Consider the following 22,703-nt stretch of genomic DNA (forward strand, 5'->3'; position numbering starts at 1 on the left):
AATGCCTTTTGAAATCAGAGGTCGGTTCCCATTGGATGCGATCGTCAATGTGAGACTGACGACGGATGAAAAAGATCGCCTGAAAGAGGACGCTGACCTTGCTGGAATGAGTGTCTCTGAGCTGATCCGACGCCGTTATTTTGGTCGTCCGATCGTTCCCCACGCTGATATCGTCATGATTCGGGAGTTGCGTCGTCTGGGCGGACTTCTCAAACATCTCTACCTGTCAAGCAACGGTCAACATGCTCAGGAAACACTGGCTACCCTGCACGCCCTGAAAGGGGCAATCGAGGCGATCAGCCGTGATCATCAAAAAAGTTAAAAACCCGAAGAAGTCGACGTCAAAATCTGAACGGATCAGACGGTTGATTCTCTACGTGGCAAGTCCGGAAAAAACAGACACGTCAGAAAAATGTATCTATTTCGGAGCACGGGGTTTTCTGACGGATCTCCTTGACAGTCAGATCGCGGAGATGATCGCACTTGCAACTGAAGCCGCGCGGTCTGCTGACACCGTGAACCACTACGTGCTGAGCTGGAAACGTGGAGAAAGTCCCACGACAGAACAGGTAGATGAGGCCGTCACACTCCTGCAAAAAGAGATGGGGCTGAAACAGTATCAGATTGTGTATGGCTTGCACGCAGACACCGACAATCGTCATCTGCATGTTGTCGTCAACCGTGTTGATCCCGAGACATTCCGATGCACCGAAATCAATAAGGGATTTGACATTGAGGCTGGTCATAGGGCCATCGCTTTGATCGAGCACCACCAAGGGTGGTCACGCGAGCAAAATGGTCTTTATCAGGTCGACCGGGACGAAAAACTGGTTCGCTGCAACAGGCACAGAGATAAGACTACACCCGTCAAAACCGGTAGCAAAAAAGTGGAACGCAGAACTGGTAAACGGTCTGCACTGGATATCGCCGTTGAAGAGGCGGTTCCCCTGATCAAAACAGCCACCTGCTGGGCTGAGGTTCACGAAGGTCTGGCACGGAAAGGAATAAAGTATCGCCGACGTGGCAATGGTGCTGTCATCATGGTTGGCAATTCAGCCGTCAAAGCCAGTGCGGCAGATCGGCAGATCAGTCTCATCAGGCTACAACACAGGCTTGGGTCTTACGAAGAGCCCGATCAGGCTGCGGACATACCCGCTGACGGCAAACTTACCATGCCTCTTGTAGTAAGACCGAATGATGTCAATTTGAGCGACTATCATCAGGAACGCAAAGATTACGAAGCCGCGAGAACGAAAGCGTTATCAGACCTTATCCGCCAGCATGCAGACCAGAGGACCAGCCTGAGGGAAATGCAGCGCCGGGAACGCGAGACCGTGCTGAAGGGTAAATGGCGGAGACGTGGCTTGGCGCTCAACGCCCTACGACACGCGCTGGCTGACGAACATAGGACAGCACTCCGCCTTCTTCTTCAGCAGCAGAAGGAAGAACGCCTTGCCAATCGAAAGAGATTGCCTCCCTTCCCCACTGTAGAGGAGTGGTTGAGGACAAACAGAGATCCCTTTCTGGCGGTGCTGTGGACGCATCCGGAACGTTTCATGCGTCTGGAGGGACATGGGACACGTTCCGACAGAGAGATGCGGGTTTACAACATTCCGGGCTTCAGGTCTGTCGCGCTGGGCGCCTATGTCCATTACTGTAAGCTTGCCGATCCAGAGCATATCGCCTTCTCTGATCGTGGTGATCGGATCGATGTCTGCGACACCACAGATCGGGCAATCATTCTGGCATCCCTGCGACTGGCGGCCAACAGATGGGATGAGGTCAAAATTACCGGGACCGATGAGTTCAAGGCGCGGGTTGTGGATCTTGCGGTCGAGCACGGGTTTCGCTTGAAGAACGAGGATCTCCGCCAGACCGTCGAAAAAAGGCGTAAGGAAGTTGAGGAACTCAAAATAACAGAACAAAAACGACGAGAAGAAAAAGCAAGGCAGTCTTCAACCGCAAATCAATCACTTCTCCATAAGCCTTCAAAGGGATTCGAGCGCTAAACAGAAATGCTGAGTCCAGTCATATCATCCCCGTTCACCATCCCTACACGCTAAGTGACAGAGATTCACAGCCCTCCATCCCGCCATTGCCTCTCGACCAGGTCGCCAGTTTCCGTCAAACTGGATTATCTGATTTTTCTGAGAAACAAGGCTTTCTTTCATGCCACGCGGTCGCCCTCGCAAGAACCCTGATGCTGCCCCTGCTCCCAAGAAAACCACCAAGGCGAGCAAGGCCAAGGCTGCGAGTGCAACACTGGGCTTTGAACAGCAGATGTTTCTGGCGGCTGACAAGCTGCGCAAGAACCTTGAACCCTCAGATTACAAGCATGTGGCCCTTGGCCTGATCTTCCTGCGCTATATCTCCACAGCCTTTGAAGCGCGTCATGCAGAACTGATGCTGGATGATCCGGCAGCAGCGGAAGACCCGGACGAGTATCTGGCTGAAAACATCTTCTGGGTGCCCGAGAACGCCCGCTGGTCACATCTGAGGGACAATGCCCGTTCCTCCAGCATCGGCAAACTCATTGATGAGGCTATGCTGGCCATTGAAAAGGCCAACCCGGACCAGCTCAAGGGGGTTCTCCCCAAGGATTACGGACGCCCTGCCCTTGATAGCGTGATGCTGGGAGAACTGATCGACCTGATCTCCGACATCGGCATGGGCGATACGGACGATAAGGCGCGGGACGTGCTGGGCCGGGTGTATGAATACTTCCTTGGCGGGTTTGCCGGAGCTGAGGGCAAGCGCGGAGGCGAGTTCTACACCCCATCCAGCGTGGTACGCACGCTGGTCTCCATGCTCGAACCCTATAAGGGCCGGGTGTATGACCCGTGCTGTGGCTCTGGTGGCATGTTCGTGCAGTCCGAACGCTTTGTGGAAACCCATGGTGGCAAGCTGGGTGACATTGCCATTTACGGGCAGGAGAGCAACCACACCACATGGCGTCTGGCCCGTATGAACCTTGCCGTGCGGGGTATCGGTGCGGATATTCGCTGGAACAATGAAGGCAGCTTTCTGCGCGACGAGCTGAAAGACCTGCGCTTTGACTATATTCTGGCCAACCCGCCTTTTAACGTGTCGGACTGGTGGAATGCGTCACTTGAGGAAGACCCGCGCTGGCAATATGGCAAGCCGCCTGCGGGCAATGCCAACTATGCGTGGCTCCAGCATATCCTGTGGCATCTGGCCCCCGACGGTACCGCTGGCGTGGTGCTGGCCAATGGCTCCATGTCCTCCAACCAGAACAGCGAGGGCGAAATTCGCCGCCGGATGGTGGAGGCCGATGTGGTAGATTGCATGGTAGCCCTGCCCGGTCAGCTTTTCTATTCCACCCAGATTCCGGCCTGCTTATGGTTCCTCACCCGCACCAAGAAGCAAAAAGGCTGGCGAGACCGGCGCGGAGAAATCCTGTTTATTGACGCCCGCAAGCTGGGCAAGCTTGTGGACCGCACGCGCCGGGAACTGACGGATGAGGACGTGGCTCGTATTGCCGACACCTACCACGCATGGCGTGGAGAAAAGGACGCTGGCACCTATGAGGATAGTCCGGGCTTCTGCAAATCCGCCACGCTGGATGAAGTGGAACAGCACGGCTTTGTGCTGACACCGGGCCGCTACGTGGGAGCTGAGGAAGCCGAAGAAGACAGCGTACCGTTTACCGAACGCTTTGCAGCCCTTGAGAAGACCCTGAAAGAACAGTTTGCGCAGGGTGAAGAACTGAACGCGAAAATTACCGCCTCCCTGAAGCTGATCGTGCAGAAGGAAAGCGTGTGATGCTGTATCTTACCCCACTGGAACGTGCGCTCAACCGATTAAAGGAAGGCTGGACACGTCACCTTGCCCACCCTGACGATGAGCAGTTGCGAGACGGTCTGATCCAGCGTTTCGAATTTACCTATGAACTCAGCCACAAGACCCTGAAACGCTTTCTGGAAGCCAATTCTGCCTCGCCCGAGGAATATGACCGCATGGGCTTTCCGGACATGATCCGCTCCGCCAACGAGGCCGGATTGCTCAAAAGCGCATGGCCCCAGTGGAGCGTATTCCGCAAAATGCGTAACCTGACCAGCCATACTTACAACGAAATGACGGCCAAACAGGTTGTGGCCACCATTCCAGACTTTATTGCGGAAGCCGAGTTTCTGCTGGCCACGCTGAAAGAGCGCACGGCGTGACAGGACAGATCGACATGACGCCCCAAGAGCGGGCTATCGTGCTGCGGATACTCAACGAGATTGTGCCTGACCGTGAAGTGCGAGCTTTTGGCTCGCGTGTCACCGGCAAGGCCAAGCCTTTTTCTGACCTTGATCTGGCGATTATGGGTGATGCACCCTTATCTTTGGGAACACGAGCACGACTGGAGGAAGCTTTTTCAGAATCACAACTACCGTGGAAAGTGGATGTAATAGATTGGTTAAAAATAGACACTGATTTCCAAAATATTATTAGAAAAAATTGGATAATTTTAGAGTTATAATTATGAAAAAATGGCCTTTATCTACCATTAGCGCAGTTGCGGACGTTTTCGATGGCCCACACGCGACACCGAAAACAATCGATCATGGAGCAATTTTTCTTGGGATTGATTCGTTAGATCATGGAAGATTGAATCTTTCATCGACAAGGCATGTAACGAATGAAGATTTCAAGAAATGGACAAAGCGCGTAAAACCCGAAGCTGGAGATATTGTTTTCTCATATGAAACCCGCTTGGGCGAAGTCGCGATTATTCCAGAAGGATTAGTATGTTGCCTTGGTAGAAGAATGGCGCTTATTCGAACCGACAGAAGTGTTCTCAATGAAAAATTTTTCCTATATTATTTTATGTCTCCACAGTTCCAAGAACAAATTAGGAAAAATACAATCAATGGAGCAACAGTCGATCGCATTCCACTAAAAGAATTCCCGTCTTTTAAGCTAGAACTTCCACCCCTTGATGAACAACACACCATAGCCTCAATCCTCGGCTCTCTCGACGACAAAATAGACCTCAACCGCCGGACGAACGAAACGCTGGAAGCCATGGCACGGGCGTTGTTTCGCGACTGGTTCGTCGATTTTGGCCCGACACGGGCAAAAATGGCCGGAGAAGCCCCTTACCTCGCACCAGAACTGTGGGAACTCTTTCCCGATAGGCTGGATGATGAAGGGAATCCTGAGGGGTGGCAGTCTTGGCCTTTGGCTGATCTGGCCATTCTAAGCAAATCCTCCATCAATCCTGCTCAATTTTCTGATGAATATTTTTTACATTTCAGCTTGCCAGCTTTCGACAAAGGTATGATGCCCGATTTGGTAAAGGGAGAAGAAATTAAGAGTGGAAAATTTTCCGTATCAAGTAATTCTATACTTTTATCAAAGCTCAATCCTGAAACACCACGTGTTTGGATGGTCACCGCTCACGAAGAGCCTTACCAGCGAATTTGCTCGACTGAATTCATGGTTCTTAACCCACTCCAAAAAGATTGGCTTGCATTGATATATTGTGCCTGCCTTAGTCAACCTTTTCGTGAAACTTTGCAGGGAATGGTCACAGGCACATCTAAAAGTCATCAAAGAGTCCAACCTTTGGCCGTTATGCAAACGCACTTATTGCATGCCACCGATATCCTCATGCGTCAGTTTGATCTTACCGCCCAGCCCTTGCTTGCTAAAATGAATTTCAACCGGAATGAATCCAATACCCTTGCCCAACTCCGAGACCTCCTTCTTCCCAAGCTCATGTCAGGCGAAATCAGCATCCGGGATGCCGAAAAGATGGTGGAAGACGCGGCATGAGTTTTCTGTCCGAAAACGAGATCGAAGACTGGGCCTGCGATATTCTGCGCGAATGTGGCTACACCATTGTCTGGGGGCCAGATATTGCCCCCGGTGGTAAAAAACCCGAACGCGCCTCGTTATCGGACGTCATTCTGGAAAAACGCCTGCGAGCAGCCATAGACAGGCTAAATCCGCACCACCCCCAAGCCTCACGCGATGAAGCCCTTCTGGCTTTGATCCGCGAAGACACACCCGACCATGTGGACGAAAACCGCCGCCTGCATGACTATCTGGTCAATGGCGTGCCGGTGGATATCGTGCGCGAAGATGGCACGCAGTCTGGCGACCGGATACGCCTGCTGGATTTTGAGAACCCGGAGAATAATGACTTTCTGGTCGTGCGCCAGTTCGTCATTGAAAAGGACGAAGCCAACCGCAGGCCAGACCTCGTTCTCTTCGTCAACGGTATGCCGCTTGGGGTGGTAGAACTCAAAAGCCCCAGTTCCGAGAACGCGACGCTGGATTCAGCATGGAACCAGTTCCAGACTTACCGCAGCCTTATTCCCTCGCTGTTCCGCTTCAATGAAGCCTTGATGATTTCGGATGGCAGAGAAGCCCGGATTGGCTCGCTTACTGCCGACCGCGACCGCTTCATGCCATGGCGCACGATCAACGGTGAAGACCTGATCGCCAAAAACCATGAGGAAATGGAAACCGTTCTGCGGGGCGTGTTTACCCCACACTGGTTTTTGGGGCTGATCCGCGACTTTGTGCTGTTTGGCGAGAAGAACGGCAGCCCCATCAAAATTCTGGCGGGCTATCACCAGTTCCATGCCTGCCGGAAGGCCGTGGCGCAGACTGTGCGGTCCTCAGCCCCGGATGGAGACCGTAAAGTCGGGGTAGTCTGGCACACGCAGGGGTCAGGCAAGAGCCTGCTCATGACCTTCTATGCAGGTGTAATTGCCCGCCACCCCGAGATGGAAAACCCCACCATCATTGTGCTGACAGACCGCAATGATCTGGACGACCAGCTCTTCGCCACCTTCTCCGGCGCACAGGCTTTGTTGCGCCAGACACCGGAACAGGCAGACAGTCGGGAGGACTTGCAGAAGCTCCTCCGGCGGACCTCAGGCGGTGTCATCTTTACCACCTTGCAGAAGTTCCAGCCTGAAGACGGGGAAACCAGCCTGCCCATGCTGACCGACCGGCGCAATGTGGTGGTCATGGCAGATGAGGCGCACCGCAGCCAATATGGGCTGGAAGCCAAGTTCAACCCCAAGACCGGCAAAATGACCTACGGGTTTGCCAAATACCTGCGCGATGCCCTGCCCAATGCCTCCTTTATCGGCTTTACCGGCACCCCCATTGAAAATGCTGATGTAAACACACGCGGTATTTTTGGCGAGTACATCGACATTTACGACATCGCACAGGCCGTCGAGGATGGGGCAACCGTCCCCATCTATTATGAAAGCCGCCTTGTGCGCATTGAACTGGATGAAGACCTCAAGGAAGAGCTGGACGACGAACTTGCCGATATTGTCGAAGGTCTTTCTGAAAACGAGGAACATAAGCTCAGCCAGAAATACTCTCGCGTGGAAGCTCTGGTCGGCTCGGAACCCCGCCTACGCCGGATAGCCGAAGACCTTGTAACCCATTTTGAAAACCGTCTCACTGCCCTTGAAGGCAAGGGCATGATCGTGGGCATGAGCCGGGCCATCTGTGTGGCGCTCTATAACGAGATCATCCGCCTACGCCCCGCTTGGCATAGTGATGATGACAATGAAGGGGCCATCAAGGTGGTCATGACCGGCAGTTCATCCGACCCTGCCGGGTTCCAGCCCCATATTGGCAAGAAGTCCAAAGCCCGACGTGAACTGCTGGCAAAGCGCATGAAGGATAATAATGACCCGCTCCGGCTGGTCATTGTGCGCGACATGTGGCTGACGGGTTTTGACGTGCCTTCCATGCACACCATGTATGTAGACAAGCCCATGCGCGGGCATGGGCTGATGCAGGCCATTGCCCGCGTCAACCGCGTGTTCAAGGGTAAACCCGGCGGTCTGGTGGTGGACTATATCGGTCTTGCCCAGAACCTGAAGACAGCTCTGGGCGAATACTCCGCCGGAGACCGCGAACAGGTCGGCATCGACGAAGGCGTGGCCATCCGCGCCTTGCAGGAACGCTACGAAGTCGTGCGAGCCATGTTCAATCCCGGTCAGCCAGGCGGCTTTGACTACCGCCCTGCCTTGCAGGATGGCGCGACACCGAAGGCTAAGCTTTCCATCATGGCCGGAGCGCTTGACCATATTCTGGGCCAGCAGCAACGCGCCATGGCATCCGCGAAAAATGACGAAGAGCGTAAGGCCGCCCAGAAGCGCTACCCGGATGCCGTCAAGGCGCTCTCGGTCGCCTTTGCGCTGGCTTCTGCCAGTGATGAAGCCGCCAAATTGCGCGATGAAATAGGGTTTTTCGAGGCTGTCAGGGCAGCTCTGGTCAAGAGCGTAAGTAATGGCAGCGATGGGCGCAGTGCGCAGGAGCGCGAACTGGCCATCAGGCAACTCGTCAGCAAAGCGGTCATTTCCACTGACATCATCGACATCATGGAAGCCGCAGGCATTGGAAAGCCTGACATTTCCATTCTCTCGGACGCGTTCTTGCAGGAAGTGCGGGAAATGCCCCAGCGCAACCTTGCCATTGAGGCGCTCAAGAAGCTGCTGGAAGGCCAGATACGCAGCCGAACCCGCTCCAACATCACGGAAGCCGAAGCCTTCTCACAACGGCTGGAACAGGCTGTCGCCCGCTACCATGCCAACGCCCTGACATCCGCTCAAATTCTGGATGAACTGATCCGCATGGCCCGAGACATGGCCTCTGCCCGCGATCGTGGCGAGGAACTGGGTCTGACACAGGAAGAAATCGCGTTCTATGACGCACTGGCCCAGAACCAGAGCGCCAAGGACGCCATGGGCGACCCCAGCCTGCGGGTTATCGCCACAGCACTGGTGAAAACCATTCGGGAAAATGCCACAGTGGACTGGACGGTCATGGCGCAGGCCCGCGCCAAGATGCGCACTTCAGTCAAACGCCTGCTGCGTCACTATGGATACCCGCCCGATATGGAAGCGGAAGCAGTCAAACATATTCTACGTCAGGCGGAACAGTTCGCGCCCATTTGGGCTGATTCAGGAAAAACTTCCTGACAAATAAATAATAAATCACTAGACAATATATAAAGAGGTATAAAGTGGACGTCAGAAAAATATTCAAAGCAGCCAGTGACAAGCTTATGGCCGAATTCGTTCAAAGCGGAGAGATCCATCACCAAGGCGGAAAAGGCACTTTACGTGAAGATGCATTCAGTGACTTTCTTAGTAAGCAACTGCCAAGCCGATATGCAGTCGGCAGAGGAGAAGTCATCAACTCTGAAAATTTTACTAGTGGTCAAATAGATTTAATTATTCATGATCCATTTTATTGCCCTAAAATTGTGTCATCTCCTTCTCATTCTGTATTTCCAATTGAAAGTGTCTACGGAGCCATCAGTATAAAATCAAATTTAAATAGTACCCAGTTGCAAGAAGCATATCAAAATATAGAATCTTTCCATAAAATAGTTATTAGAAAACCATTTACGGTGGGAGGAAATGGTTTTAAATCAGGCTTAAGATACCCGCATCCAGTCACCGCAGTAGTCGCTTATAAGGCTGACAGAAGCCTTGAAGCCATTTCTGATCAAATTAAAAGACTTGATGAAAATATAGAAGATATAACATGGCGGCCTGATTTTATTTGTGTTCTTGAAAAAGGAATAATTGGCCCTCGCAATCTCCTGAGAGGTGATTTCAACGCTTTCCAACTTCCACCAGAAATTACAGATTTATGCTCCTTAAGAAAAACTGGACGGCACACCTTATTGAAAATTTATTTGCAATTACTGAGAGAAATTAACAAAATTACCCTACGGCCATTAGATCTAGAAAATTATGAAAATATGCCTCAAATAGTTGGCCGTTTTCGGGTCAGGAGACACGATTCATTTGCCCGTTTAGAAAATCACGTTACTCCTACCAATGCAACACGACTGACAAAACTGGCTATACAAACAATTGTTGAACAATCGGTCGAAATGACAAGAGGAAAGGCCTTCGAAGCATGGTTTGGTCAACCTATGAATGACCCGGATAATACAATGGCATTGGATGCCGTTGTCCGCTGCTTTAATCCGCGACATCTCCCACCTATATCACCCACATACATGCAAGAACGTGCTTCCGGACAAAAACCATCTGAAGAGGTTTTTTATCCGTATCAAATAGAAATTGATAACGTTGAGTATTTTGTAGACTTCACATCACTCCCTCCAAATTCATTCGAAGAAAATCCAGATTTAACGTTTGAAGAACTAATGTCAGGTTAAAATGCGCCATTTCTGCGCATAGTTCAAACATTGATGTTCCCAGAATGCTTAACCGATGTTAAAAGAAGAACTACCAACTTGAAGACAGCACGTCGCATTCTTTTTGCTGTTTCAAAGGGTTAGAAAAGTGTCACTGCGGGTTGATGCAGGTTCGAGTCCCGCAGTTCGCACCACAGACACCTGAAATAGCACGATTTTTCGGCTGAATGAGGGGCAAAGGCTGTCTTTGCTCCATCATCCTTCCCCACTGAGGGAAGATTTTATGCTCCGAGTTAGAGGCACCACCTATCACTTCCGCCGTATCGTTCCCCCTGCCCTGCGAACAGCGTTAAACCGGCGGGAAATCTGGGTTTCTTTAAAAACTGGCTACCAGAACGAAGCCGGAGGGATCGAAGAACCGTTGGTTGATGCGCCTGGCTCGTCATTTTGGGCTTTTGGCGATTTGATTGACGGTTCCTGGGGGAGCATTCGATCTGCGTTTTGAGCGGATTGAGGGCTATCACCCGCTGGATTGCTATGCATTCGCGCTGATCCGTTCCAGGAAGAGGACGCGGCGCATATTATAGACGATATTGGCCAGGCCGATCCTCATTGTGGCTCGCGCGATACCGACAGTTCGGACGAACAGCCCGGTCTGTGATTTCTGGTTGGCAAAGACATGCTCGACGCGGGATCGGATTACGGACTTTCCAGCATTCGATTTCTGGATATGTCGTGGCATAGGCTTGAGATGCGGCTTCTTCCTGTGAACCTTTGAGACAAAGCCGTGCTTTTCCATGAAGTCTTCATTGGCTTTTGAGCGATACGCCGTGTCAGCCCAGACGTTTGAGGCCGTATTGGTTTTATCCAACAGCCCCTCTCTCAATCGCGCGCCATCACTGGCGGCGGCGTGCGTCGTTTTCCATTTGCGGATGAACCGGAACTTCCGGTCGATGGAGATGTGCGACTTGTAGCCAAAGAACGGAATAGCGAGGTCCGTTGCGGGGATCGTTCCGTCATCCTGCCGTTTTGCTTTCGTGAATTTCAACGTCCAGCGCGCATGACGGTCCTTATGCGACAGCTTTGCCGGCTTGTCCTGCCAGTCCTGTGGGATCCGTCCCTCCCGAAGATCGGCTTTCTCAGCGTTCGTATTGCGCTGCTTTGGAGCAGCCACCAGTGTTGCGTCCAGGATCTGGCCTGACATCGGCAGATAACCGGCGTTCCTCAAAGTGGCGTCAAAGCGATTGAACAGACTTTCAATCGCACCCGCCTGTGTTAGACGCTCGCGAAACAGCCAGACCGTTTTGGCATCCGGTACCCGATCCGACAGGCCCAGTCCCAGGAAGCGCATGAAGGACAGACGGTCGTTGATCAGATACTCCGTCCGCTCATCAGATAAATTGTTCAGCGTCTGGATCACCAGGATCTTGAACATCAGCACCGGATCAAAAGGCGGTCGTCCGCCTTTGCTTCCCTCGGAATACGCCAGAGCCTTCTCCAGATCAGGGCGGAACACCTCAAAATCCACAGTCCGGGAAAACGCTTCGAGTTGATCGCCAAGCCCACTCAGTCGAGCAAGCCGCTCTTCAACATCAAAGAAACCGGGCTGATTCATTATCTATCCTTCCAGTCAACACAGAAGAAATGGAATCACAGAGAGCGCCTCAAAACCAGCGGGTTTTTCGAACCCTCCAGCCCGTAAACGCGCTTCTTTACTCCATGCCAGAACCACTGAACTGTTCATGCAAGCTCACTCTGTGCTGGCTGAACCAGACGCTTTAAGCAGGCTTGAGGGGCTGCGGGTTGCACTGCGGGATTTGCAGAGCGTGAATCACCCTTCATCTGCTCAGGAAACGGGGGCCGTGCCAGTTGGAGACCTCTAAAAACTCCCTATTTATGAGCCTGAGTATGTAAAACATGCGCTGGCTGGTTACGACACTGATGAGCTTTATCGGGAGTGTGTCGTGTTGAGGACTGACAACGCTGGTCGTCTGGGCTGGATCAGACGATAGATCCGTATTTTTTATGAAGCCAGAATGCACGGTTCATGTTGTAGACAAGATTGGCCATGCCGATTTTCACTGTTGCCCGGGCCAGACCGATCGTGCGTATGATGAGCGCCATCGGTCCCTTCTCGTAAGCAAAGACGTGCTCGACACGGGAGCGGACCTTTGATTTGCGCCCGTTGGCACGGGCGATATGTCGAGGCAGGGCTTTGCCGGCTTTTCGTTTACGATGGATCTGCGAGCGCAGACCTTTTTCTTCCAGATGGGCTTCATTGGCCTGTGACCGATAGGCGGTATCGGCCCAGACATCGCTGGCTGTATTGTTCGGATCAAGGAGTGCTGGAAGCTGCGCCCCATCATGTCGGGACGCATCGGTTGCTTTCCATTTGCGGATTAACCCATAGCGCCGATCAATGCCCACATGGTTCTTGTAGCCGAACGCGGGCACAGCAAAATCAACCCGTTTTGCCCCGTCTTCTGCCGGTTTTGCTTTAGAGTATTTGATCGTCCAGCGTGCATCCCGATCTTTCTGCGCAAGTTTTATTGGCTTGTCCTTCCAGTCCTGAGGGATCTCGCCGGCCTTCAGAATGGCCTTTTCAGCATCCGTGTTGCGCTGTCTGGGAGCCGCAACGACCGTGGCATCAATGATCTGCCCACTCATGGCCAGAAATCCGGCCTCACGTAACGTTGTCTCATACAGGGAAAACAGGGCTTCAATAGCAGGCGCGCCGTCAAGAACGGCGTGTGTCAGAGCCTCGCGGAAGGTCCAGATCGTGTTCGCATCGGGCACGGGATCCGCAAGGGAAAGACCCAGAAAACGCATGAAGGACAGCCGGTCCCGGATCAGAAATTCCGTGCGTTCGTCAGAAAGGGAATGGCTTGCCTGCAGGACCAGGACCTTGAACATGAAAACCGGATCATAGGCAGGACGTCCTCCCTTGCTGCCATCCGCACGCGGGATCGCCTGAACCAACAAGGGGCGGAACCGTTCGAAATCGACAACATGGCTGAGCTTCTCCAGTGCATCTCCCTTGGCCGAAAGCGCCTTCAGGCGGTCGTCAATATCGAAAAATCCCGGCTGTTTCATCGCCAAACCCCATCAGATGACAGAATTAAAGAGAATCATATCTGTCCTCTCAAACCAAGGGGTTTTTGGAGGTCTCCAGTTTCCGCACCGATGCCAAAACCCCGGACAGTGAAGAAATTACCTAAACTCGCCAAGGCTACTCCCCTTATGCTGTCGGGTGCTCTGAAACGTTTTGTGCTGGATAATCCCCATGCCAGCGCTGACACCAAGAAAGCCACCCAGCGGGCCGTAGACCTGTTCCTGCAAGCGTTTGGCGATGCCCCTGTGTCCATCATAGGGGGCGAGAAGGCCGGAGCGTTCCGTGACCTGCTGTTTTCCCTTCCTGCGTCGCTGGGCAAACGCAAGAGCAGCCTTAGCCTTGAAAAAGAAGCACAGAGGGCCAGAGAGGAAGGTCTGCCAACATTGAGTGGCAAGAGCGTAAAAAACCATATGATGCGCCTCTCGGCCCTGTGGAACCAGTTACACCAAAGGGAGTTGGTCTCACGCAACCCATGGACCGGATGGAATTTTGAGAATGGGCAAAAGACCGTCCGGAGAAGCTGGACAGCTAAAGAATTAGCACTCTTGGCCTCTGCTTCATGGCATAGCACTTCGGTGCCAGAGCAGACCTTCAGACTGGTCTCACTGATTGCTGCTTATAGCGGAATGCGGTTGGGCGAAATCTGCACCTTGAGGAAAGAAGACCTCCAGAGCGTTGACGGCATCCCTTGCTTCCTTATCCGCCCCCATACCGAAACCGGCTGGGCACCGAAAACAGAAGCAGGCACCCGCATGGTGCCTGTCCATTCAAAACTGATTGAAGCGGGTGTGCAGGTGCTGAAAGAGACCACGAATGGCCCTTACCTCCTTCCCGGTCTGGAAACCTCGAAACAGGGTGTAAGAGGTGCAGCACTGGGACGAGCTTTCTCATTGCTTAAAACCCGGATTGGCCTACCAGCAGAAATCACGTTTCATTCCTTCCGGCATACCGTTTCCACACAACTCAGAAACGCAGATGCCAATATCCGGGAGGTCTGGATTGACCGCCTTTTGGGACATGAAGCAACCCACAAAAGTCAGGGCACCACAACCTATCTCACCGGCATTTCAACAGCCAATCTGCAACAAACCATAGAAGCAATAAACTACCCGGAAACAGCCTTCAAAAAGATACCGTTTTAAAAGGGAGTTAAAAGGGAGCCAGCAGTGTCGAATGGCTACCCATTCGACATCTGGCAAGGGGAAATACCTTCCCCCGTTGACCCTCTAAAGCGCAGAAAACATAAGGTTTTACCTAATGACTGCATACGCCTCATCTCAAACTTACAGATTGCTTAAATTTCTCTCTGCACAACCGTCATAAATCCAAAACAAAGATCAAACGACGACTTTCTAAATAAAAAAAATGAGTAGGTATAATGCAAAAAATTAAATATTTTAGAAAATATATTCATATAATTATAAAATAGCTCTATTGTTGCAATTTTTATTATGCTATCTCACCAACCCACCATTTTGTTTCCCAAAGTTTTATAGTAATAAAATCATTTACAACCTGGTCATCGGAATTAATATAAAAATTTAAAACAAGATCGCCATTATCGGTCATCTGCCCCCCAAGAATAACTGCAAGACTTTCTTGAATATTGATAAAGTTTACATACCTTTTTTCTCCGGTCGGAAGATGTACTTCTACCGTATTGTCATCACTATTATAGTTCCGAATGAGATATCCTAAGGTACTGCGGACGCGGGGGTCTTCAATTTCATCACACATAACAACAATCCTAGGCAGAAGCATGCGGGCAGTCACGTCAACTATCCAACTGACACACTATCGAGGATATTAGACGAACAAGTCAATCGTCTACGATAAAATCGGCTACGGGGAAGAGCAAGCCTTTCTCCTGACCTGTTTGGAAATCAAAGCGACACAACGTGTCCGCTGGTTTGCACGGCTGGCTTCCTGTTTTTCTTTTATTTTTGAAAAATTATCTGAACACTTACTTTTATCACCCGACCAGCAATCTGACCCGCTGCCGGATGGCCTCAAGCTCTTCTGGTAAAACTTTTCCTTTGAGCTTTGCCTTTCTCACGCGCCAATCCAGACTTCTAAGCTGGTCTGACAAAACCACACTGGCAGTTTTTCCAGTTAGAGCCACTTCAAAGGGGTAGCCTTTGATTTTGGTCGTTGTTGGGCAGCACAGCATCATTCCGGCTTTAGCGTTATAACTGGCAGGACTCAGCACAATAGCAGGCCGGTGCCCGGCCTGTTCCCTGCCCGTCTGCGGATCAAACTCAAGCCAGACAATGTCCCCGCGATCAGGAACCCAGACAGCCGTTCCTTTGGCACTCACCAGCTTTCCCCACCCACAGACGGACCAAAGTCCATTTCATCATAGCGGTTCTCGGCCGTAATGCCTGACACTAATTCTTCCAGTTTGAGAGGAACTGTTTTGACTGGCTCAATGATAATGCGCCCATCTTCTTCCCGCACATCAACAGCCTGATCGATCTTCAGACTGACGGCTTCAAGCACACCAGCAGGAAGACGAATGGCTGCACTGTTTCCCCATTTCCTGACAACGCCCTGCATGATGATTTTCCTTAGTTGGGGTTTATACGTCGTATATACATCATACTGCCATCCGAGGCCAGATAAATCCCTCTCTTGACTACCCCACAGGTTTGCCCGCAGATTGAACCCGCAGTCATCATGTGAAGGATGATTTCATCTGAAATTATTGTTCTGTTTCAATGGGTTATCTGATTGGTTGCGACAAAAGCGAGCGGGTTCGAGTCCCTCAGACTTTTACGCCAACCCCTTGAAAAGACGCCATAAAACCGGATGGTGATGGGTGAACGGGACTTTCCCGGTTGTCTTCCCAGTCTGGGAACTCACATGCTGCGTCTTATCGGCTCTCACTACCACTTCCGCCGTGCCGTTCCAGTCGTCCTGCAAGCCTGTCTTGGCAAAACAGAAATCTCCCTCTCCCTGCAAACCGAAAGCAAGTTTCTGGCCCGCCAGAGAGCAGCGGCTCTTTATGCCCGCACAGGTGAAGTCTTCCATAAAGCCAGAACCATGCAGGGCCGGTTCTCAGGCAAGGAACTGTCCTCCCTCCTTACCTTCCAAAGCCCGGTGACGCTGGAGCCTGAGGTTATGGCTCAGGAAGCAGAGGCAACCTCTACCCCCAAACGGAAGACCGTGAAACCGAGGGAGAAGCTGACCCGTAAAGTGGTCAGAAAGCCTCGTAGCACCAAGAAGAAACCACCAGCCCTCATGCTCTCCGATGCCCTTAAGCAGTTTGTCTTGAGCAACCCCAAAGCCAGCACGGACACCAGAGAAGCAACCAAAAGAACGGTTGCCCTTTATATCAGGGCTTTTGGGGATACGCCTGTCAGTGATATTGGCGGCAGTCAGGCCGGAGCTTTTCGGGACCTGCTTCTTGCCCTGCCCGCAACACTGGGCAAGGGTAAAAGCAATCTGACGTTGCAGCAGGAGGCACAGAGAGCCAAGTCCGATGGCCTCCCTACCCTGAGCAATAAAAGCGTCAAGAACCATATGCTCCGCCTGTCTGCCTTATGGAACCAGCTTGCGCAAAGGGAGATAGTGACAAAGAACCCTTGGTCTGGCTGGCATTTTGAGAGTGCCCCCAAGACCGTGCGAAGAAGCTGGACACCACAGGAACTGGCTCTTCTGGCCTCTGCTTCATGGCATAGTTCCTTGGTGCCTGAACCGACTTTCCGGCTTGTGACCCTTATTGCTGCCTACACAGGCATGAGACTGGGCGAAATCTGCACGTTGCGGAAAGAAGACCTGCAAACGGTTGAAGGTGTCCCGTGCTTTCTGGTCAGACCCCATGCAGAAGAATGCTGGTCACCCAAGACCGAAGCTGGCATCCGCGTCATTCCCCTGCACTCAAAACTCATTGAGGCTGGAATAATAGCCCTCAAGGACAACACGGAAAGCACCTACCTCATACCCGGCCTTGATGGGTCTAAACAAAAAGACCGAGGGGCCACACTCAGTCGGGCCTTTTCACAGCTCAAGACCCGACTTGGCCTACCAGCAGAAATCACGTTTCATTCCTTCCGGCATACCGTTTCCACACAACTGAGAAATGCCACAACTGACATTCGGGAAATCTGGATAGACAGGCTTCTGGGCCATGAAGCCACCCATAAAAGCCAAGGAACAACGACCTATCTGACCGGCATCACAATCGCCAATCTCAGGCAGACAGTGGAGGCTATAAGCTATCCGGAAACAGCCTTCAAAAAGGGAACGTTTTAAAAAGGAGCCAGCAGTGTTGAATGGCTACCCATTCAACAGCCAGCAAGGGGGAATATCTTCCCCCGTTGCCCCCCTAAAGCGCAGAAAAGTAAGGTTTCATTTAATCACCGCTTACGCTTACATTCCGGACGTCGCATCGAGTTTCGCAATTCTCTGAAAGCAAGCGCAGCCAACAACATTGTAGTTGGTGTTAGGGTTCGTCGTCAGTTAATTCCAATGATGGCGGAGACGAGTTTAGTGGCAGAAGCCAAGTGCCAACCTGGAAGGTGTCGGCTGTGCATCCAGAGAATATAAAGCCAAAATAATGACTCACCTTTTGAACATACTATTACTTTCTATTCTTTCTATTTCAATTTTGAATAAATGAAAATGTTTGCTCCACGTCACGTCTATTACTCCGTGAAGGTGATTCCAAGCTTCTTTAAGTACCTCCCTTGTGTTATTCACAACCTGTGGATCGCCAATCATGTCTTCAGTATAAAAGTGAACTATTTTATTCCTGATTTTCCTAAGGGCATCAAAAGACATTTTAGCGTTAGATGGCACCGGATCTTTGACAACGATATCTAAACGTTTACAGGCCTCGTCAAACGCAACAGAGACAAAGTCGCCCGCGTCAAACTTGTCCTTGTCTGGGTTTTTAGCGACGACAAGAGACCAATGCTCTTCGAATAATCTGGCCTTTAATACTAATTCAATCGCCGTATAGATCTGCACCACAGCCCTGTTAGGGCGATTTGTGAGATCTCCTATTGATAACCGCATATTGGTCATTGCATTCGAGGTCATTGCATATGATGCTGAATCTCTTTCCACGGACCGCCTTCTTTCTAAAAATTTCTAAACACTTACATATACAAATATAACTTTAGAGATTTAAAGATGTTTTTCCTACAATCTGTTTCTATTGCCAGACATTCCTCTCTGCTAGTTTCCGCGCTTAATAGCCGACATTCCACTTCCTCTCCCCTAAGCGGTCGGATTTCAAAAAAATAAGGGGGTCAACGGGGGAAGTATTCCCCCTTGCCTGCTGCTCAATGGGTAGCCATTGAGCACTGCTGGCTCCCGTTATCTCACATCATGATTTCAGACTGCATTTACACCCATTCGACGCCCTATTTTCTTTTCAGACTTGACGCACCCAGAGTGTTTGACCAAAAATCAAAAGCAGAAAATTCAATTAGAAGACCGCGTGTCATTATCCGCTGTCTTTTCAAGGTGTTGCAAGCCTGAGTCCTCATGTAGGAGCGGGTTCGAGTCCCGCAGTTCGGATGGCTTTTTTATATTTAAAAGCAGTGCATTATATCGTTAAGAACTTATTCTAATTATTAATGAATTTAGTTTTTATTTATATTGAACCTCATTTTTTCCTCGTCTTTTTGAGGTTTCTTACTCTCCATTCCCCAAAGGATTTTGGATTTCTTTCCTTTCTTCTGATTTTTTCAATGAGTGAGACCTCGTTCTTCTTCCTTTTGAACGAGAGAAAAAATATCCATGTCACATCATGACTCTATAGCGTCTGCCATCGAAGCAGATGTCTTCCAAATTGCTGCACTGCATCGCCTTCTGAACTTTACCCTGACCGAGTGTCTGGGGGGAAATGGCTTTGACACCTCTGTCCTTGAAGGGGCCGTGGTCCTTACGCGTGTGATCAACCAGAAATTCAATCGCGTGACGAAAGCCATTCTGGACGGACCATCTGTGCAGCAGGATTGATCCCGACAGACGTCCTCATCACACTTTTCATCTTCCCACTCATCATGTGTCGCTATCGAACAGTTCGTTGCTGCACAGACATAAAATTTTTCAGGACATCACCCATGACTTATGACCGCTTCAATAACCGGATGCCACACTGGCTGTCAGAGCAGTTCTTCCGTCCGGCAGAAATAGACCACTATGCTCGTATCTCCCGTGAACTGCTTGTTACTCCTACACCACAGATGCTTGAATTCTGTGATGGCGCTCAGGAAATTGTCTCCCGCTACAATACTGATAAAACCCTCTGGCGTCTGTTTCGCCAGAAAGTTACTGAACGCCATCCAGATCTACCAGCGTGGCAGCAGGATGTTTGCATCAATGGCCACAAAATTAGCAGCATGGTCGAATTGGCCGTGTATCGGCGGCTGCTTCTGGAAGCTCCTGCTACGCTCAATCTCAGAATACAGCCCTTCATTCGAGAACTGGACTACAAGGGGCAAGCTGATTTCAGTCTTTTCTGTAAAGGTCATCCCACTCTTTATATTGAAGTAGCGGGAACCGTGACCAGCCAGGGCAAATCAGTGTCCAAGGCGGCAGAAAACTTCAGACCAGGGATTGAAGAGCGCCTTTTTCGATATGTCGGCGTTGCGCCTGTCGAAGTGATCCATGTTGACGAGGTCTGTCATGTTAGAGTGCAGACGGAACGCGTCAGGCACATTATAGCCCGAGCACGTTCGGTATGATTTCCAAGGCTAAAAAACGCGTAAATCATGTGGCGGATAGAGGTCGTCGTAAGGTGAACTTTTTGCTCCTCCACCCTCTTTCTTCTTACGGGAATATCCTACCATCCCCAGTATATTTCGCAGCGAAATTTTCACCAGACCTTGCCGTTCCGGAGCCAATGAGCCAGAATTGAGCCAATCTGGATGATGATCTCCAGTGATTTCGAATGAAGTGCGATGAACTAAATTAGCTTAATATCAATGATATAGAAGATTACCTGGCTGTTTTCCTGAACTATATGGCGCCCTTTCACGGCGGCAACACGGGTTCGAATCCCGTACGGGACGCCAATCTTTCCAATGACTTAGAGTTTTGGTCATGGAATAATTGACGGTTTTTGGGGCCACCACCAAAAAAGACGATAAGCACATGGTTCCATGCAAAGGCTATGCTGGGCCCAAGCGAAATTCACCACGAAAGATCGCATCACTTCCGCCAAAACCGCTGCTCTGGCCACAGGCCGCCCACTTCCTGTCGAGATTGAATATCGCGGCAAGAGCCAGTATCAAGCCAGCAAGCGCATCGCGGACAGAAAAAATATCTACCAGACCTTCTACTTAGCCAAACTGATACGACGCTGACTGGACAGAACGTCTGCCAGCCAGAGCTTGACCAGTTCCAGATACACGACCACTGGGACGACAGAGCATCCGTGAACTGGTCGACCACCATGTGCGCGAGAAGATGCAGACCCGGGATAATGATCGCAAGGGTCACATCTCCGCTATTCTTCAAGACGAGATCGCACAGCAGGCACTGTCGATCTGAGCACGACGGCTGTCCATGGCTTCTGGAACCGGCTGGCCTAGAAATACAGCGGCGCTACAATCGTCAAACGCTTTAACCTGCTCGCCGCGATCTGCCAGCATGGGCTCGCAGAGTGGGACTTACCCCTCTCAAAAAACCGACCGCCGCAACAACGGTCAAACATCCCGCTGGCGCAGGCAAAAAGCATAACTGTCGTCTTATAGGCGACGAACACAAGCGTTTTCTGAACCTACTAGCATCTCGTTAAGAACTCTGGGCTTGCCTCAAGGAGTGGTGTGCTCTCGCAACCAGATACGAAAAAACAGAAACATCGTTCCTTGCCGCCATCCACATTGCTGCCGCAGCCGAATGAAACAAGCCCTAACAGACCCTAATAATTTAATTGTTTTTTATGCTTCTCTTGTAGTTCTGACTGTTTTTTCAAAAACCCCAAAAGAATAGACCATGCATCTTCAACTTCCTTATAATCTATATAAGGCACATCTGATAATGGGGGCCTACAATCATTACCCAAATATTCCTTTAATCTGGACGGCCTGACAATTCTATTTTCGATATAACTGTCACATCTTGTTTTTCCTGCAAGAACAACAAGAGAAAAAATATTCTTTTCTTCTAAACCCGTTGTTAATCTTACAGCATCAACATGCATCTGGTTTTGTCGGAGAGGACTATAAAATTTATATCTTTGATCTGATTCTGGATCATCTGGTTGCCGAACCCAGTTGTAGTCATCTTTTGGATCGTGAGAAATATATCCACTATAGTATTTTGTTTCTATAACAAATATTCCCCATGGAACTTTCACAATATGATCAATCTGCGTTACTTTTTTACCTGTTGGGGAGTTATATTCTATATATATATTTTTTAATATCCCCCTATTTTTTCTAATATCTTTTATGTATTTATTAACAATACATTCTCCTGCAAACCCTTTCCTTTCAGCATACGATTTCTCAGGAGCAGACGGTTCCTCCTGAAAAGATTGCTCATCATCAATATCTATTATCTCAGGCGTAGATGCCCTGCCATGAAATACAGTGCTCTGGGCTATAGACGATCTGAATTCATATTTGGAAGTAGGGCTTTGATGTGTTGATGATTTAAATGTGTAAGAATTATCTTCTTCAGATGGCTTTTCCTTTGAAGCATCCTGTTTCTGATTGGATACTTTTTCGGTATCTCTACTGGCGGCTTCAATTACAATAGCGGCTAAAACAGCTAATACTAGAAAAATTATCCAGTGCGCCAAAATAAAATAGAAAATAATTATTGATATTTTAAACAATATATATATTGCCACTATTGCAAGAAGAAATCTTAACACCACTCTCTCCATAACTGAATAAAAAATAAAAAATGTTCCATAATTTTCAATACAATTTCCGCAAATTTTGTCACCATAAATTTCTAAGATATTTTCTAGAAAATATTCTAATTTCGAAACCTTAATTGACAATTAGGTTGCAGAAAACTGGATTATACCCTAAAATATAAGTTCAATCTTCAAATAATTACAAAAAAAATCTGTATTTTTTACGTTGAATAAGAAAATATGGAAGAATTCATATTATATAAAATATTTTCTTATATTTAAAAATACTTAATTTATCCCAATTTTTCTTTATGGCGCTTGAATGCATTATAAGCAAAATCAAGATGAAATTGAATGTTTGATAACTCTTCAGATGTTTATTCAGGATGCCACATAAAGCCAGAGGATTTGGAAATACATGGTCACATTTCTGTGCGATGTCCATCCGGCTTGTCACATAACACGAGTGAGTGCACGTTAATGGATCGCGGACAATTGCTATTAGAACAGAAAAATTTCCTTATTCTATGACAGATATATGCAAACGGTAATCCAGTAATCTTCCTATAAAATAAGTAGATTTTGAGAAAGAATTTTCTCAG

General features: G+C 49.7%; 21 protein-coding genes and 1 pseudogene. 15 read left to right on the forward strand and 7 right to left on the reverse strand.

The window, feature by feature from the left end; all coding sequences use genetic code 11:
* Position 1 precedes the first annotated feature (1 nt).
* The 9 genes from DS739_RS10790 to DS739_RS14660 all read left to right on the forward strand — a co-directional run bounded on the left by DS739_RS10790 (position 2) and on the right by DS739_RS14660 (position 10,670).
* Entirely contained in the window at positions 2-322 is a 321-nt protein-coding gene (locus DS739_RS10790; protein ID WP_035352165.1) for a plasmid mobilization protein, read from the forward strand.
* Positions 303-2,009 (forward strand): TraI/MobA(P) family conjugative relaxase, encoded by a 1,707-nt coding sequence (gene traI / locus DS739_RS10795; protein WP_006115889.1) that lies wholly within the window; start codon positions 303-305, stop codon positions 2,007-2,009. The genes DS739_RS10790 and traI overlap by 20 nt, the downstream gene beginning before the upstream one ends.
* A 160-nt stretch (positions 2,010-2,169) precedes the next feature.
* Positions 2,170-3,783, forward strand: coding sequence for a class I SAM-dependent DNA methyltransferase (locus DS739_RS10800; RefSeq protein ID WP_006115888.1), 1,614 nt, complete (start codon positions 2,170-2,172; stop codon positions 3,781-3,783).
* Positions 3,783-4,184 carry a nucleotidyltransferase substrate binding protein gene (locus tag DS739_RS10805; RefSeq protein ID WP_035352168.1) on the forward strand — a complete coding sequence of 134 codons (402 nt, stop codon included), beginning with the start codon at positions 3,783-3,785 and terminating at the stop codon, positions 4,182-4,184. Before DS739_RS10800 ends, DS739_RS10805 begins: the two co-directional genes overlap by 1 nt.
* Positions 4,181-4,486, forward strand: coding sequence for a nucleotidyltransferase family protein (locus tag DS739_RS10810; protein WP_006115886.1), 306 nt, complete (start codon positions 4,181-4,183; stop codon positions 4,484-4,486). The genes DS739_RS10805 and DS739_RS10810 overlap by 4 nt, the downstream gene beginning before the upstream one ends.
* Positions 4,487-4,488: 2 nt before the next feature.
* Positions 4,489-5,784, forward strand: a complete 1,296-nt coding sequence (locus DS739_RS14525) for a restriction endonuclease subunit S (protein ID WP_050793116.1) — start codon at positions 4,489-4,491, stop codon at positions 5,782-5,784.
* Positions 5,781-8,969 carry a type I restriction endonuclease subunit R gene (locus DS739_RS10820; RefSeq protein WP_006115884.1) on the forward strand — a complete coding sequence of 1,063 codons (3,189 nt, stop codon included), beginning with the start codon at positions 5,781-5,783 and terminating at the stop codon, positions 8,967-8,969. The genes DS739_RS14525 and DS739_RS10820 overlap by 4 nt, the downstream gene beginning before the upstream one ends.
* A 44-nt stretch (positions 8,970-9,013) precedes the next feature.
* The gene (locus DS739_RS10825) at positions 9,014-10,186 is read left to right on the forward strand and encodes a DUF6602 domain-containing protein (protein ID WP_006115883.1); all 1,173 of its coding nucleotides are present in this window, start codon (positions 9,014-9,016) and stop codon (positions 10,184-10,186) included.
* 262 nt (positions 10,187-10,448) lie between these two features.
* On the forward strand, positions 10,449-10,670 hold the full coding sequence (locus tag DS739_RS14660) for a DUF6538 domain-containing protein (RefSeq protein ID WP_081937159.1): 222 nt from the start codon (positions 10,449-10,451) through the stop codon (positions 10,668-10,670).
* Positions 10,671-10,700: 30 nt separating this feature from the next.
* On the opposite strand, the gene DS739_RS10835 is transcribed toward DS739_RS14660, so the two are convergent.
* The gene (locus DS739_RS10835; RefSeq protein WP_170315297.1) at positions 10,701-11,783 is read right to left on the reverse strand and encodes an IS5 family transposase; all 1,083 of its coding nucleotides are present in this window, start codon (positions 11,781-11,783) and stop codon (positions 10,701-10,703) included.
* A gap of 124 nt (positions 11,784-11,907) precedes the next feature.
* Between DS739_RS10835 and DS739_RS10840 the strand changes: the two genes are divergently transcribed.
* Positions 11,908-12,048, forward strand: coding sequence for a hypothetical protein (locus DS739_RS10840; RefSeq protein WP_006115880.1), 141 nt, complete (start codon positions 11,908-11,910; stop codon positions 12,046-12,048).
* A gap of 118 nt (positions 12,049-12,166) precedes the next feature.
* On the opposite strand, the gene DS739_RS10845 is transcribed toward DS739_RS10840, so the two are convergent.
* On the reverse strand, positions 12,167-13,258 hold the full coding sequence (locus DS739_RS10845) for an IS5 family transposase (RefSeq protein ID WP_035352416.1): 1,092 nt from the start codon (positions 13,256-13,258) through the stop codon (positions 12,167-12,169).
* Positions 13,259-13,336: 78 nt separating this feature from the next.
* On the opposite strand from DS739_RS10845, the pseudogene DS739_RS10850 reads away from it, so the two are divergent.
* Positions 13,337-14,419 (forward strand): annotated as a pseudogene (locus tag DS739_RS10850) (site-specific integrase); the annotation flags it as partial.
* Between the two features lie 307 nt (positions 14,420-14,726).
* Here the strand turns inward: DS739_RS10850 and DS739_RS10855 are convergent.
* The 3 genes from DS739_RS10855 to DS739_RS10865 form a co-directional block, all read right to left on the reverse strand.
* Entirely contained in the window at positions 14,727-15,050 is a 324-nt protein-coding gene (locus tag DS739_RS10855) for a hypothetical protein (protein WP_139018863.1), read from the reverse strand.
* Positions 15,051-15,249: 199 nt separating this feature from the next.
* On the reverse strand, positions 15,250-15,594 hold the full coding sequence (gene mazF, locus DS739_RS10860) for an endoribonuclease MazF (protein WP_006115878.1): 345 nt from the start codon (positions 15,592-15,594) through the stop codon (positions 15,250-15,252).
* Entirely contained in the window at positions 15,591-15,833 is a 243-nt protein-coding gene (locus DS739_RS10865) for an AbrB/MazE/SpoVT family DNA-binding domain-containing protein (protein ID WP_006115877.1), read from the reverse strand. Before DS739_RS10865 ends, mazF begins: the two co-directional genes overlap by 4 nt.
* Positions 15,834-16,139: 306 nt before the next feature.
* On the opposite strand from DS739_RS10865, the gene DS739_RS10870 reads away from it, so the two are divergent.
* On the forward strand, positions 16,140-17,531 hold the full coding sequence (locus DS739_RS10870) for a site-specific integrase (RefSeq protein ID WP_035352412.1): 1,392 nt from the start codon (positions 16,140-16,142) through the stop codon (positions 17,529-17,531).
* 309 nt (positions 17,532-17,840) lie between these two features.
* Here the strand turns inward: DS739_RS10870 and DS739_RS10875 are convergent, their stop codons facing one another.
* Positions 17,841-18,347, reverse strand: a complete 507-nt coding sequence (locus DS739_RS10875; protein WP_139018862.1) for a DUF3644 domain-containing protein — start codon at positions 18,345-18,347, stop codon at positions 17,841-17,843.
* Between the two features lie 678 nt (positions 18,348-19,025).
* Here DS739_RS10875 and DS739_RS10880 point away from each other — a divergent pair.
* The 3 genes from DS739_RS10880 (at position 19,026) to DS739_RS10890 (ending at position 20,596) form a co-directional block, all read left to right on the forward strand.
* Positions 19,026-19,247: a hypothetical protein gene (locus DS739_RS10880; RefSeq protein WP_006115875.1), complete on the forward strand. Its 222-nt coding sequence runs from the start codon at positions 19,026-19,028 to the stop codon at positions 19,245-19,247.
* A 104-nt stretch (positions 19,248-19,351) separates the two neighbouring features.
* On the forward strand, positions 19,352-19,975 hold the full coding sequence (locus DS739_RS10885) for a hypothetical protein (RefSeq protein WP_035352402.1): 624 nt from the start codon (positions 19,352-19,354) through the stop codon (positions 19,973-19,975).
* Positions 19,976-20,392: 417 nt separating this feature from the next.
* Entirely contained in the window at positions 20,393-20,596 is a 204-nt protein-coding gene (locus DS739_RS10890; protein WP_035352404.1) for a hypothetical protein, read from the forward strand.
* A 557-nt stretch (positions 20,597-21,153) separates the two neighbouring features.
* Here DS739_RS10890 and DS739_RS10900 read toward each other — a convergent pair.
* Positions 21,154-22,245, reverse strand: a complete 1,092-nt coding sequence (locus tag DS739_RS10900; RefSeq protein ID WP_006115873.1) for a nuclease-related domain-containing protein — start codon at positions 22,243-22,245, stop codon at positions 21,154-21,156.
* Positions 22,246-22,703: the final 458 nt, after the last annotated feature.

Origin of the sequence: Acetobacter sp. JWB (assembly GCF_003323795.1) — a bacterium.
GTDB classification, from domain to species: Bacteria; Pseudomonadota; Alphaproteobacteria; order Acetobacterales; family Acetobacteraceae; genus Acetobacter; species Acetobacter oryzifermentans.